The sequence below is a fragment of the Ruegeria haliotis genome, from assembly GCF_013377785.1.
GTDB classification, from domain to species: Bacteria; Pseudomonadota; Alphaproteobacteria; order Rhodobacterales; family Rhodobacteraceae; genus Ruegeria; species Ruegeria haliotis.
Genome location: NZ_JABXWT010000006.1, coordinates 121,975 through 135,197, shown reverse-complemented (window position 1 = coordinate 135,197; position 13,223 = coordinate 121,975). Strand labels below are relative to the sequence as shown.

At 56.3% G+C, this 13,223-nt stretch carries 14 protein-coding genes; 3 read left to right on the top strand and 11 right to left on the bottom strand.

The window, feature by feature from the left end:
- The 7 genes from HW561_RS13010 to HW561_RS12980 form a co-directional block, all read right to left on the bottom strand.
- Positions 1 to 555 (bottom strand): PQQ-dependent catabolism-associated CXXCW motif protein, encoded by a 555-nt coding sequence (locus HW561_RS13010; RefSeq protein WP_176865408.1) that lies wholly within the window; start codon positions 553 to 555, stop codon positions 1 to 3.
- A complete protein-coding gene (locus HW561_RS13005; protein ID WP_176865406.1) occupies positions 552 to 1,394 on the bottom strand; it encodes a substrate-binding domain-containing protein in 843 nt (280 codons plus the stop codon). The genes HW561_RS13010 and HW561_RS13005 overlap by 4 nt, the downstream gene beginning before the upstream one ends.
- Positions 1,378 to 1,881, bottom strand: a complete 504-nt coding sequence (locus HW561_RS13000) for a c-type cytochrome, methanol metabolism-related (protein WP_176865404.1) — start codon at positions 1,879 to 1,881, stop codon at positions 1,378 to 1,380. Before HW561_RS13000 ends, HW561_RS13005 begins: the two co-directional genes overlap by 17 nt.
- Before the next feature lie 68 nt (positions 1,882 to 1,949).
- Positions 1,950 to 3,752: a methanol/ethanol family PQQ-dependent dehydrogenase gene (locus tag HW561_RS12995; RefSeq protein WP_176865402.1), complete on the bottom strand. Its 1,803-nt coding sequence runs from the start codon at positions 3,750 to 3,752 to the stop codon at positions 1,950 to 1,952.
- 130 nt (positions 3,753 to 3,882) lie between these two features.
- Positions 3,883 to 4,239 carry a c-type cytochrome gene (locus HW561_RS12990; protein WP_176865400.1) on the bottom strand — a complete coding sequence of 119 codons (357 nt, stop codon included), beginning with the start codon at positions 4,237 to 4,239 and terminating at the stop codon, positions 3,883 to 3,885.
- Positions 4,240 to 4,297: 58 nt separating this feature from the next.
- Complete coding sequence (fghA, locus tag HW561_RS12985; RefSeq protein ID WP_211198627.1) at positions 4,298 to 5,128, bottom strand: S-formylglutathione hydrolase; 831 nt, start codon at positions 5,126 to 5,128, stop codon at positions 4,298 to 4,300.
- Between the two features lies 1 nt (position 5,129).
- Positions 5,130 to 6,242, bottom strand: a complete 1,113-nt coding sequence (locus tag HW561_RS12980) for an S-(hydroxymethyl)glutathione dehydrogenase/class III alcohol dehydrogenase (protein WP_176865398.1) — start codon at positions 6,240 to 6,242, stop codon at positions 5,130 to 5,132.
- A 152-nt stretch (positions 6,243 to 6,394) separates the two neighbouring features.
- Here HW561_RS12980 and HW561_RS12975 point away from each other — a divergent pair, with 152 nt between their 5' ends.
- Both HW561_RS12975 and HW561_RS12970 read left to right on the top strand, forming a co-directional pair.
- Complete coding sequence (locus tag HW561_RS12975) at positions 6,395 to 7,018, top strand: hypothetical protein (RefSeq protein WP_176865396.1); 624 nt, start codon at positions 6,395 to 6,397, stop codon at positions 7,016 to 7,018.
- A 29-nt stretch (positions 7,019 to 7,047) separates the two neighbouring features.
- Positions 7,048 to 7,839, top strand: coding sequence for a pentapeptide repeat-containing protein (locus tag HW561_RS12970; protein WP_176865394.1), 792 nt, complete (start codon positions 7,048 to 7,050; stop codon positions 7,837 to 7,839).
- 4 nt (positions 7,840 to 7,843) lie between these two features.
- Here HW561_RS12970 and HW561_RS12965 read toward each other — a convergent pair whose 3' ends face one another.
- Complete coding sequence (locus tag HW561_RS12965; RefSeq protein WP_176865392.1) at positions 7,844 to 8,878, bottom strand: quinoprotein relay system zinc metallohydrolase 2; 1,035 nt, start codon at positions 8,876 to 8,878, stop codon at positions 7,844 to 7,846.
- A gap of 123 nt (positions 8,879 to 9,001) precedes the next feature.
- Here HW561_RS12965 and HW561_RS12960 point away from each other — a divergent pair, with 123 nt between their 5' ends.
- Positions 9,002 to 9,814 (top strand): quinoprotein dehydrogenase-associated SoxYZ-like carrier, encoded by an 813-nt coding sequence (locus tag HW561_RS12960; RefSeq protein WP_176865390.1) that lies wholly within the window; start codon positions 9,002 to 9,004, stop codon positions 9,812 to 9,814.
- A 19-nt stretch (positions 9,815 to 9,833) separates the two neighbouring features.
- Here HW561_RS12960 and HW561_RS12955 read toward each other — a convergent pair whose 3' ends face one another.
- Genes HW561_RS12955 through HW561_RS12945 form a run of 3 tightly spaced genes read right to left on the bottom strand, consistent with a single transcriptional unit; the run spans position 9,834 to position 13,221 of the window.
- On the bottom strand, positions 9,834 to 10,247 hold the full coding sequence (locus tag HW561_RS12955; protein ID WP_235962891.1) for a hypothetical protein: 414 nt from the start codon (positions 10,245 to 10,247) through the stop codon (positions 9,834 to 9,836).
- A complete protein-coding gene (locus HW561_RS12950; RefSeq protein ID WP_176865388.1) occupies positions 10,244 to 10,918 on the bottom strand; it encodes a hypothetical protein in 675 nt (224 codons plus the stop codon). Before HW561_RS12950 ends, HW561_RS12955 begins: the two co-directional genes overlap by 4 nt.
- A gap of 47 nt (positions 10,919 to 10,965) precedes the next feature.
- A complete protein-coding gene (locus HW561_RS12945; RefSeq protein WP_176865386.1) occupies positions 10,966 to 13,221 on the bottom strand; it encodes a hybrid sensor histidine kinase/response regulator in 2,256 nt (751 codons plus the stop codon).
- Positions 13,222 to 13,223 lie beyond the last annotated feature (2 nt).

The window sequence follows — 13,223 nt, the reverse complement described above, 5'->3', positions numbered from 1 at the left end:
TCAGCCACCCTGGGCGATGGGCTGGCCCGGCTCGGGTTCGATCCGTTCAAGTGGATAGTCCCACAAAGCCCAGCCATCCGTGCCTTCGGGGAACCAGTAGACATCCGTATATCCCCATTCGATGGCGCGACGGGCGGCATTCCAGCTCATCCAGCAATCTTCGAGACAAAAGAAAACGATGGCCGCGCCAGGGTCGCCCCTCGTCGCGGTATCCAACCCTGTGCGGAAGTAATCCGCTGTAACCTCGGCAATGGCGCCATAACCCACGTTCGGTAACCATATCGCGCCGGGAATGCTGTTACGTGGCTTGTCGCGCCAGATCGTGCCTTTGGGCAGATTGGCAGGCTTTGGGGCTTGCGGCAGAACGTCGATGAACCCTGCGCCGTTATCTTGCCACAACGCATGCGCCTCCTCCGGCCCGACGGTTGTACCGCCGTTAATGCCATCCGGCACCGGCGCGCGGTAGTGATCGGTTCGATAATCGGACGGTTCAGGGACAGTTTGGGCCATGCTGGCTGTAGCTATGACTGTCAGAGCCGCAAGGGTCCGGATCACTGCGACAGCTCCAGCACCTCGGTGCCCAGATCGTTAACCAAAGGTACGCCAGCTTCTGCAAGCACCCCATTGATTTCGTCCGCATTGCGGCGGATCAGCGAGTTCAGCTGCCGTTGCCATACTTTCTCGCCCTGACGCACACCCATGGTGATGCGATAAAACAGGCGTGGCGGCAGCTCTTCCTTGATCAGAGGGATCACTTTGAAATCGGGATAGTCCGCTTTGACCAATGGGCCGCCCAATGGCCCCCAAAGAATTGCAGCGTCAATCTCACCTGATTTCAGATCGTCCAGCATGTCGATTGCAGGGCTTTCAACCCGGCGATCAACGAACAGGTTATAAGGCTTGGCCGTTCCGATCAGCCCGTTGCGGGCCATATGCGCCGCCGGAGGGGTACCTGCAACAATCCCGATCCGCCGTTCTTTGAGGGCGGGGTCATTCAGCGTATCAACGTGCGCCAGTTCACCGTCTTCGGGAACAATCAGCGCATAGGCCGAGGTGTAGTAGTGGTTGGTATTCTGCACCAGCTCGTGCCCCTGCGCATAGCCTATGACAACGTCACACTGCTTGGCAGTCAGGGTATTGCGGATGAAACCGGTGGCCTGAGGGAACCAAGTATACTGAACCGGCAACTCCAACCTGGACGCAAACAGTTCGGCCAGTTTGTTTTCATATCCCGCCCCATCCCTGGTCGAGACAGGGTAGTTTGCCGGATCTGCGCACACCCGAAAAGCACTCTTCGAAACCAAGTCGGACGTTTGCGCCAACCCGGGCTGCACCTGGCAGATCCAAGCTGCAAGCCCAAGAATTACAAGACAGGCATTAGCCCATGCACGCATCTTCGTCCTCGCGGATTACGTCCGATTTCGTTTCTTTCTTTGGCGGGCGTCCACGCGGGATCGCGCCTGAGCCATGGGCCTTCAGATAAACATAAATATCGTCCAGAAAGCACATCACGTTCGGATTGTTGCCAAAGCCGGGCATGACCGAGTTTTCGGCCGCATTGACCACCTGGCGTCCATTGGTAACGACGTCGAGAAAATCATAATAATCCATGTCCACCGCAGAGTCTTTCAGCGCCGGAGCATAAGTTGAGCCCTCGCCATCAGGGCCATGGCACACATGGCATTCCGCATGATACCGGCGAAACCCGGAAAACGTTGGCCAGTCCACGGTTCCGTCTTCGGCAACGTTGAAGGTCGGAACATCGTCATCCGTGTAGGACCGACCGTCCTCGGAATACGCGACTGCCAGATTGTCGGCGGCCACGGCCAGAGGAAGGCAAAAAATCGCAAAGGGGGCCAAAAGACGTACTACTGGGAACATGAAATTCTCGTTTGCTGTAGCTGAAAATCTGGCGCGATCCGTTCGGACCGCACCAGACATTTTTTGGCTTAGTTCGGCAGTGCGAACACGGTCAGTTGACCACCCAACGCGGTGTAGTCGCTGAGAGCGGCATATCCACCCACGGCGCCCAGACCGTCATTTGGATTGGTCAAACCAGCCGCCAGACCGATCCCGGCCCAGCCGCCGACACCTGACAGGATACCGATGTATTGCTTGCCGCCATGTTCATAGGTCATCACGTTGCCGATGATGCCTGATGGTGTCTTGAACTTGTACAGTTCCTCACCGGTTTCGGCATGAACAGCCTTCAGATACCCTTCGAGCGTGCCGTAGAACACGATGTCACCCGCGGTGGCCAAAGCGCCTGACCAGACCGAGAATTGCTCGGGGAGCGACCACTTGATGGACCCATCCGTGTTGTCCCAGGCGATGAAGTTGCCCATACCGCCATGGCTGTCCGGTGCCGGATACATCGCCAGCGTCGCACCCACGTAGGGTTGACCAGCAGTGTAGGACACTCGGAACGGCTCATAGTCCATGCAGACGTGGTTTGTCGGCACATACATCAGCTCAGTCTTCGGCGAGTACGCCGCAGGCTGTTGGTCCTTGGATCCCAGTGCCGCCGGACAGATACCGGTAGAATTCACGTCTTCACCGTTCTGCTCGGTCGAGTACTGCGCGACAACCGCCGGACGACCATAGTTCTCGCTGTTGGCGTCCATGTCGACACCTGTGGTCCAGTTGACCGCCGGATCGAACTTCTCAGCCACCAACAGTTCACCCGTGACACGATCAAGCGTGTAACCAAGACCATTCCGGTCAAAGTGGGTCAACAGTTTGCGCGATTCACCGTCGATATCCTGTTCCGTCAGGATCATCTCGTTGATACCGTCATAATCCCACTCATCGTGTGGAGTCATCTGGTAGAACCAACGCGCCATACCGGTGTCGATATCGCGGGCCATGATGGTCATGGACCAGCGGTTGTCACCTGGACGCTGGGCAGGGTTCCAGGTCGAAGGGTTGGCGGTTCCATAGTACATCAGGTTTTCGTCCATATCGGCCGAATACCAACCCCACGTCGTAGCGCCACCAATCTTCCACTGGTCGCCTTCCCAGGTGCTGATCGAGCTGTCTTTGCCAATCGGTTTACCCAAGTGTGTCGTTGCTTCAGGATCAACCAGCAATTGATCATCCGTGCCCACGGAATAGGCGCGCCATTCCTGCTCACCGGTTTCCATGTTGTAAGCAGTCACATGACCCTGAACACCAAACTCGCCACCGGAAATACCGACAATGACCTTGTCCTTTATCGGCAGAACCGTGGCTGTGTTGGTCTCACCAATGGCGGGGTCGCCATTCTGTACTTCCCAGACGACATCACCGGATTTTGCGTCCAGTGCCACGACCTTGGTATCTGCCTGATGCAGGAAGATCTTGCCATCCGCATAGGCCACACCGCGGTTCACGGTGTCACAGCACATCACCGGAATAACATCCGGGTCCTGTTTGGGTTCGTATTTCCAGACGATCTTACCATCATTGGCCAGATCCAGTGCGTAAACGATGTTCGGGAACGGCGTATGGACATACATCATGTCGCCGATCACCAGGGGCGAACCTTCGTGCCCGCGCAGAACGCCGGTCGAGAATGTCCATGCAACCTGCAGATCACCGACATTGTCCGCCGTAATCTGATCCAGCTGGGAATAACGCTGGTTTTTGTAGTCACCCGTCTGGATCGCCCATTGTTGCGGGTTGTCCATCTGGGCAATCAGGTCGTCATTGGCAAAGGCCGTGCTGGCCATGACAATGGCAATCCCGGAGGTCCAAAGCGATAACGTCTTCATTCAATCTCCTCCCTATTGTGCAGCGTTGTCGCCGCATTGAAACACCTCACCCAGGTCGGATTGCGGTGTCTTTTGTTGTTCGCCCAATCAGCCTCTCCTCTGACCGAGCAATGGGCGAACCATTCGTCTCTTACGACCCTTGGTCTTCAAAGGTCGCAAGGTAAGCGATTATGTTGACCCGATCCTCTTCCTTACGCAGGCCAGCAAAAGTCATCTTGATGCCTTTTGCGTAGTCCCGAGGTTTGGTCAGAAACACGTCCAGTTCCTCGGGCGTCCAGACCAACCCATCTTCGGACAGGCCGATCAGCACCGGCGAGTAACCAAATCCTTCGATGCTTGCGGCCTGACGGCCGACAATTCCGTTCAGCATCGGCCCGACTTTGTTTTCGGCACCTTCCCCCACCGCATGGCAGGCTTTGCATTTGCGAAACACTTTTTCGCCCGCCTCAGCATCCCCTTCGGCGGCAACTGTTATCGGTGCCAACATGAAGCATGCTGCTGATATTACGGTTCTGAACACTATCAATCATTCCTTGCTGTTTTGGTTAGCTGAGACGCTCGGCGTGCCATGCGACGTGATCTCGCGCAAAGCTGTTCACGAAGAAGTACGAGTGATCATACCCCTGTTGAATTCTGATCTGTCCGGGTTGGCGACGCTTGGCCATCATGTTGGCCAACGCTTCGGGTTTAAGCAGATCAAGGAACTGGTCGTTCGCACCCTGATCGATCAGCAGATCGCCCTTCCACCCGTATTCTTCCAACAACAGCGTCGAGTCATGCTCGGCCCATGAGCTTTCATCATCGCCAAGATAACTGCTGAGTTGTTTGCGTCCCCAATCTGATTGCGTGGGATGTGCGATCGGGGCAAATGCCGACAGGGATCCGAACATATCCGCATTCCGGATGGCGATGGTCAGGGCCCCGTGCCCACCCATTGAATGACCGGTAATGCCGTGGCAATCTTGGACAGGCATGTTCTTCAGGGCGATATCGCGCAGCTCATTGACGATATAGTCGTACATCCGGAAATGAGCCCGCCACGGGTCGCGTGTTGCATTGACATAAAACCCGGCACCCTGCCCAAGATCATAGGCATCGTCATCGGCGACATCCGTGCCGCGTGGTGACGTGTCCGGGAAGATCACCGCCACTCCAAAATCCGCCGCTGCTTCCTGAAACCCACCTTTGGTCATGGCGTTTTCGTGGGTGCAGGTCAGACCGGACAAATACCACAATACCGGAACGGGGCCATTGTGCGCTTGCGGTGGCAGATAGACCGCAAAGGTCATCTCGCAACCACAGGTTTCCGACTGGTGGGAATAGACTGTCTGTTCCCCCCCGAAACTCCGATTTTGTGAGACGACCTGCAAATCCATGTCAGTACTCCACGACCGCGCGGATCGATTTACCTTGATGCATCAGATCGAACCCGTGGTTGATCTCATCAAGATGCAGCTTGTGGGTGATCATCGGATCGATCTCGATCTTGCCGTCCATGTACCAATCCACGATTTTCGGCACATCGGTCCGGCCCTTCGCACCGCCAAAGGCGGTTCCGCGCCACGACCGCCCGGTGACCAGCTGGAATGGGCGGGTCGAGATTTCGGCACCTGCCGGTGCAACCCCGATGATGATGCTTTCACCCCACCCTTTATGGGCGCATTCCAGCGCTGTGCGCATCACTCCGACATTTCCTGTCGCGTCAAACGTATAGTCCGCGCCGCCACCCGTCAGTTCCACCAGATGAGCAACCAGATCTCCATCCACATGCGATGGATTCACGAAATCGGTCATGCCGAAACGTGTTGCCATCTCCGCTTTTCCATCATTCAGATCGACACCAACAACCTGATCGCAGCCTGCCATCCGACAGCCTTGAATGACGTTCAGGCCAATCCCGCCAAGCCCAAAGATCACGCAGCGCGAACCGATCTCAACTTTGGCTGTGTTGATCACCGCACCGATGCCGGTTGTGACGCCACACCCGATGTAGCAGATTTTGTCAAACGGCGCGTCCTTGCGCACCTTGGCCAACGCAATCTCGGGCACCACGGTGTGATTGGCGAAGGTCGAGCAGCCCATGTAATGGTGGATCGGCGTACCGTCCAACATGCTGAACCGGGTGGTTCCATCCGGCAGCAGGCCCGCGCCCTGCGTAGCCCTAACTTTTTGACACAGGTTTGTCTTGGGGTTCAGACAATATTCGCATTCCCGACATTCGGGGGTATACAGCGGAATAACGTGATCACCGACCTCCAAGCTGGTGACACCGTCCCCAACCTCAAGAACAATGCCTGCGCCTTCATGGCCCAGGATGGCCGGAAAAATGCCTTCGGGGTCATCTCCGGATCGGGTGAACTCGTCTGTATGACAAAGCCCGGTCGCTTTGACCTCAATCAGGACCTCTCCTGCCTTCGGGCCTTCCAGTTCAACCTCCATGATTTCCAGAGGCTGACCTGCCGCCACAGCAACTGCCGCGCGTGTTCTCATGTTTTGCTGTCCTCCCATGCCCCGGTCTTAAACAGAATCCGGGAATTTGAACCGAGTATGCGGGCCGGAACCTTGTTCAAACAATTAAGACAATGGTGTGTATCGGGTTCGCGCGGGCTTCGTGCATACTGTCACCGTAGAGGAGACCTGCGATGTCGACCGCGAAGCATATTGTCATGGCGCTGGCTTGGTTCAGCGCGAGTGTGCCCAGCTACGCTGCGGATTTTTCCGATCCCACATGGCCCTGCGTGCAACGCAAGGTCGAAGATCTGTCCCTGGGTCTTATGTGGCCACACCAGATAGACGACACTCCAGTCGCCGAGACCCCCACCCTTCAGTCCGAGATCAACGAGATTGCGGGTTTGCTGGCCTTGCGTCGGATCGAGCTGGACGAATTGCAACCCCAGCTTGCCGCCTTCGCGACGCGCCATGGTGGTGATCCCGCAGTGCTCGGTCTGGTGTTTCAGCGCACATTCGATACGCTGGCAAAACGACGTAAGCGTATCCTCAGCGGGATCGGAGAATTCTCACTAAAGCAGATCGATCTGGCCGAAAAAATCGATCTGGCCCGGGCCGAAATGGATCAGGCGTTGACCACCGAGCAACCAGACTACGACAAGGTCGATGCGCTGGAAGAGCAGTTGGATTGGGATCAGTTGATCTATTCCGACCGCCAGCGCTCGATCACCTACCTGTGCGAGACACCGCAAATCATCGAACGCCGCTTGTTCGCTATTTCGCAAATGTTGCAGCAACTTGCGTCGGATCAGGGCTGATCCTTCAGGCCAAAACCGAAGGGGCTGTTATGAAACCCTTACTGATTGCACTTCAAGCTCTGTCCATGGCTGTCATGCCTGCTTGGGCCCTGTCCCAGACCGCGTTGAGCGGCGTGGACATGGCCTTGCCCAAAATGACTCAGGCCCAATTGACCCGGGCCGAGGTTGTCGCAAGGCTGGATGCTGCAACTGCGGAAAACCCTGCAGATTTCACGCGAGTTTGGCTGAATAATCTGGACCTGTCCGGGTTGGATTTCAGCAATTCAGTCCTACGTGCGTCGTCGCTGAACGGGACGAACCTTTCCGGCTCCAAATTGGACGGTGCGATTCTGAGCCAGGCCTGGATGATCGGGGCCAACCTGTCAGGTGCTTCCCTGATCGGGGCAGAGCTTTTCCAGACGCAGTTGGGTAAGGCTGATCTGAGCGACGCCAATTTCACTAATGCCAGAACCGCCGCCGATTTCACCAGGGCCGACCTGTCCCGGGCGGTGTTCAAAGGGGCTGATTTTTCGGCCGATATGCGCAACCAATCCATGGGGCTAATGCGTGGTGTTCTGACATCGGCACACGGAACCGATGTCGATTTCACGGGGGCCCGCATGTCACGCGCAGATCTGGAATTCGCAAAACTGCCCGGCGCAAACTTTACCAACGCCGACATGTCGATGGCCACACTGGGCGGCGCAGATCTGTCCGGCGCCACAATTTCCGGAGCGGATTTCACGGATGCCGATCTGACCGCCACGCGGTTGACGAATGTGCAAGGCATGAACGAAACCAATCTGGACGCCGCCAAGAATCTGGATCGCGCCCTTCGCTGACAGGCTACTCCCATTCCAGCTCGGTGAATGCGACGGTTGCGTTGCGCGGGTTGTATGCTTCGAACAGATCCCAATGATCCGCCTCGCTTTGCGCGATGGTTTCCACTGCGTCACCCAGCCGCTGCCCGCTTTCCACTGCGGCCCTCGTGTCCGTTTCAAGTACGTCGAGATAGCGCAGCATGTCCGCCGCTCCATCAGGCCAGCTCAATACCGGTCCGCCGTGACCGGGAACGATCTGGGTTACATCCATCCCGGACATCTCGGTCAGTACCTCTTGCCAACCCAGTAGCCGGCCATCCAGTGCCGGTGTGTGCTGATGAAAAACCAGATCACCGGTGAAGAGGATCCCTGATGTCTGATCCAGGATTGTCAGGTCAGTCCCGGTATGCGCCGTGGGCCACGCACGCAAGGTGAGCAGGCGGTTTCCCAGATCGATCTCATCCGCCGCTTCAACCGGGTGGTCGACCGGTATTGGTCCAACGCCGACGACCGCATCCAGCCCGATCAGGGTGCTCAGGCTTTCGATGTAGTTGCCTTGCCGGTCAAGCAGCGCCCGTTCCAGCCCGCTATGGGCTACCACCTGTGCACCTGCCTGCCTCAGCGGTGTCGTTCCCAATACGTGATCGGGGTGTATATGGGTCAAAATCACATGGCTGACGGGTTTTTCTGTCCTTGCGCGAATGGCCCGCCAGATGGCCTCACCCATCCACGGCGCTGAGCCAGTGTCGATCACCGCCACACTGTCATCGCCAATGACAAATCCGATGTTCGAGACATCTCCCAGATTGGTCTTATCCGGCTCTGCAACGCGCCCACGATGAATAAAAACACCCGGCGCTGCTTGCTGAAAATCCAGAACCGAACCAACAGGTTGACAATATGCCGGACCTTTTGCGCGTTCACGCTCGACCACCGGGGGGTTTGCTCCAAGCTGCTGCTCGCACAGCGCGTGGGTCTCAGCTTCGTACCCCGGCAAAAGCTGCTTGCGACACGGTCCTTCGGCAACCTCAAGACACATCATGATGACGGCTTCAAACATGCCATATCCTCCGATCCGGACTGTCGCACACTCGTTTGTGAACGCCACACAGCCTTTGGTCGGCGTATATTTTATTGGGGTTTTGTGGCATGTTCCACAAAGCCGGTTGCCGGAGGAGACAACATGGACAGAATTTTTGCACCTGCCGCCGTACTTTGTTTGATGCTGTCACTGCCCGTTTGGGCAGACCAGCCGGTCAACAACCCGATGACGGAAAGTGAGACTTGGCAGGACCTGCAATATGACGTTGTGGGGGATACAGAAATCGGGGAGGCTGACACGCTTTTGTCGCTGGACGCGCCGTATCGTGCGCATGACGCCGCGACTGTTCCTGTTGTTCTGAAACAGCTTGATCCAGATATCCAGATCACTGCGGCAACAGTTGTGATTGATGAAAATCCGGCACCGATTGCCGGTGTGTTTACCTTTTCGCCTGCTATGGGCGAGCTGGATTTCGAGATGCGGGTGCGAGTGAACCAGTATTCTAACGTGCGGGTTATTGCCGAAACGCCCGACGGGCTGCATATGACTGGCCGTTTTGTCAAAGCATCCGGCGGATGTTCCGCCCCGGCCAGCAAGAACCCCGAAGCGGCACTGGCGTCGATGGGTAAGATGAAATTGCGCAGTTTCGGAGACACGGAACAGGTCTCAACGCCCCGCCGTGAGGCACAGATCATGATCCGGCACCCCAACTACTCAGGCCTTCAGCGCAATCAGGTGACCCAGCTGTTCATTCCGGCACATTTCATCGACCATCTCGAAGTGTGGCAGGGCGAAGAATTGCTGTTCACCATGGATGGCGGAATCTCGATCTCTGAAAACCCGGCTTTCCGCTTTGCGTACAATGACAACGGGACAACAACGTTGACAGTGAAAGCGACGGATACGGAAGGTAACACGTTCCAAACCGATCTGCCCAAGTCGACTTCCAGCTGACAATCGGTAACCGACTGGATCAGAAACAGACAACCTCGGCCTCGGCCTGGGCTCTGCGCAGATCGGCCACCATATTTTCGGCCAGAACAGCACTTTTGAAAAATGCCATGCGTTCACCGCCGACCCGGCGCATCGAAAGAACCGTTTCCGCCTGTTCGTATCGTTCATAAGGCAGGATCGAAGCAATCAGATCAATGGAACAACTACACCGATCCAGCATTTCGCGGGATTGCCCATTGGTGACCATACAAGCAAACACATAATCCGCGCGGGTCGCAGTCGGATAGTCGTTCAACCGGTCCGCAACGCTGTGCGCGTGACCAACGCCCGCCAGTCCCAGACACAGCACGGTAATAGCACTTGTCGCTGAGGCACGGCGCACGGCGCAATGCAGTCTGCCTTTGTCCTTTCCGAAATGGGGTAAGCCTGTCATTCCTTGCCCTCTTGCACGCCCTCAAATCGCATTTCCGACCGATAGATTGAATTACCTTCACCGTTAGGAACAGTTTCCGCAACAAGGCGCAGATACCAGCCCGGCACATCTTCCGACACCGTTACACTCAGCATCAGACCGCCAAAGCCCTGCATACGGTCCCGGTTCGGGTCCTGTGCGAATGGGCGCATTCGGATGGTCTTTACGGAAACAGTTTTCCCATTGACCACCGCGTCACCCGTTTCCACCTCGGCCGGCTGGATCAACGCGTCCTTAACGCGGTTGCGAATGTAAAACGGGCTGCCTCCGGCGGATTCCGCCATGTCGCGGATCGTGCTTTCATAAAACACCATGATCATGGGGTTTCCGACACTGGCTGGGAAATTGCCCATGGCCCGGTGCTTTTCATCCTGACGAAACTCAAGATGCGCCATCCCGCTGCCATCGTTAGCAAAGCTCAGCGCGATGTCCCCGGTGTCACGCGCGGCGGCCTCCGGTTTCAGGTGATTTGTGACTGTGCGCTGATACACCAGCTCCTTTTCCCGTGCTATTGCGTCAAGAACATCGCCCCGAAACAACAGGTCATAGGTTTCTTCTCCATCAACCGGCGCTGCAAAAGCCGGGATGAAAAACAGGACAGATGTGATCAATCCAAATACTAACGTCCTCATCGGCCATCACCCTCCCTGAGCAGAGAGTATGGTTTCATTCGACTGTGTCACCGCCGACTTTTGTCTATGTCGATGCTCTGACCAGTCATGCCGCGGCGCACTTTCCAAACGATCAAGGGCCTTAGGCGGGATAGTTTTACAGGCTTTGTCATTACCGAAATGTCGTGCCTCAGCCCGGCAGAACGCAGGCTTTCGCTGCGATCCGCCGTGATCAGAATGGCCGCAACATGGGTTTGAGTCATCTCCCGTATCTGGCGGATGGCATTGACCCCGGTATCCCCGTCATCAAGCTGATAGTCCGCCAGAATAATATCCGGTGGCATCCCCATATCGGTCACAAACTGCATTGCTTCCTTGGTTGAGTGTGCAGGCAGAACACTCGCCCCGTTTTGCTCAAGCCAAAGCGTCGTCCCGAACAGCACATCTTTGTCGTTTTCGATAACCAGAACGATGTGGTCCATCGGTACGTCATCTGAATGCGGTAACAGATCAAGGGGTTCCATCGCACCACGATCTGCTTCAACCCGGTCCATTTCGATGCTGAAAACCGAACCGACGCCAGGTTTGGACCGCAGGGACAGTTTGTGACCCAGCAAACGACACGCCCTGTCCACAACAGACAGGCCCAGCCCCATGCCGGACCCAAAAGGCACGTTTTCCGCGCGGGTAAACTCCTCGAACACGCGTGCCTGATCCTTTCGCGCGATGCCGATGCCGGTGTCCCATACCTGTACAACAACCTTGTCACCGAGCCGACGGCAGCCCACCAACACCCTGCCGCCGGGATCAGTGTATTGAATAGCGTTCACAACGAGATTCTGAATGGACCGCAAAAGATAGACCGGATCGGAGTGGACAAATCCAGAGCAGGACACAACGTCAAGCCGTACGTTCTTTTTCTCGGCAACCAGCGCTTGATCGCCATGAATGCCCGCGATCACCGACGCCAGGCTGACATTGGTCGGGGAAACAGTATCGGGGTCGGCCGTTTCCAGCCGCGAGATATCAAGCAGTGAATGCAACAACTGTTCGGCCGAGCCAAAGGCGCCATCCAGCCGATCCATCATGACATGCAGTTCAGTGTCACGCGTAATCTCTATCAAGGTAGAGATCATCAGTTTCGCCGCATTGATCGGCTGCAAAAGATCATGACTGGCTGCGGCGAGAAAACGGGTTTTGGATGAAACCGCTGCTTCGGCGCGTTCCTTCGCAACACGCAACGCCTCTTCGACACGCGCTTTTTCTTCGTACTCTTGGATCAGTTTTTCATTGGCGCGGGTCAGTTCTGCGGTCCGTTCCATCACGCGGTTTTCCAGTGTCTCGGTCGCACGTGCCTCAAGCGTCACGTCCTTGAGCTCGACAAGGAAACCACCGTCCGGCAACTGGTTTGCCTGCACGTCCAGTACGCGATCCGCACCGTCGCGGACGCGCTTTCGCAACCAGCCTCTGTTTTTCAGCTCATGTTGCCATTTGCCAACCTTCAACTCATCATCCGCTTTGATCAGCCCACGCGCGCGCATCAGGTCCAGAAGGCCTTGCACTGGCATACGCGCGTGCAACATTGGATGTGGCAGATCAAGAATTTCGCGAAAACGCGCGTTGTGCATCATGATCTCGGCTTTTGCGGAAAACGTGCAAAGGCCCGAACTCATATTCTGAAACACCGCCTGCAGATAATCCTCCTGCCGGTCGATCAATGTCTCTTTTTCGTCGCGATTACGGCGCACGACGGACGTGATATCGGTCAGCAAAATGACGACATTTTCGGACGACGTGTACTGGGCGCTCAGCTTGTACCAGCAATCGCCGACCAGCTCGATAACCTCGCTGGACACCATCCCCGAATAGCAATTACGTTCAAGCGTATCGAGCATGTTCGATACACCCCGATCCGACGACACAAACTGTCTGCTGTTCTGGATCAGCGTAAAGAACCGCGCCAGATCAAGCCCGGGCATCACAAGTTCCGCGTCATCAGGAAAAATGGCCTGAAACAGATCGTTGCACAGGTTCAACTGACCATCAGTAAAAAGTGCAAAGCCTTCTTCCATGGAAGACAGGGCCTTGACCAGACTTTTGCGTGTTTGCTCCCGCTCGTACCGGGCGCTTTCCAGTTCGGTTGTTGCCCGCTCCAGATCGCGGCTTTGTTCCATGACCCGCTGTCGTAGTTCAATCGCCGACTGAAAGGCACGGAACGCAGAGGGGCCCACATCCTTTTGACGATTGGCCCGACGCACAAGCGCGTCAATGATCTTTGCCTGTTTTGCAACCTGAAGTTCCGGGGGATCATCCGGGTCCAGCATGG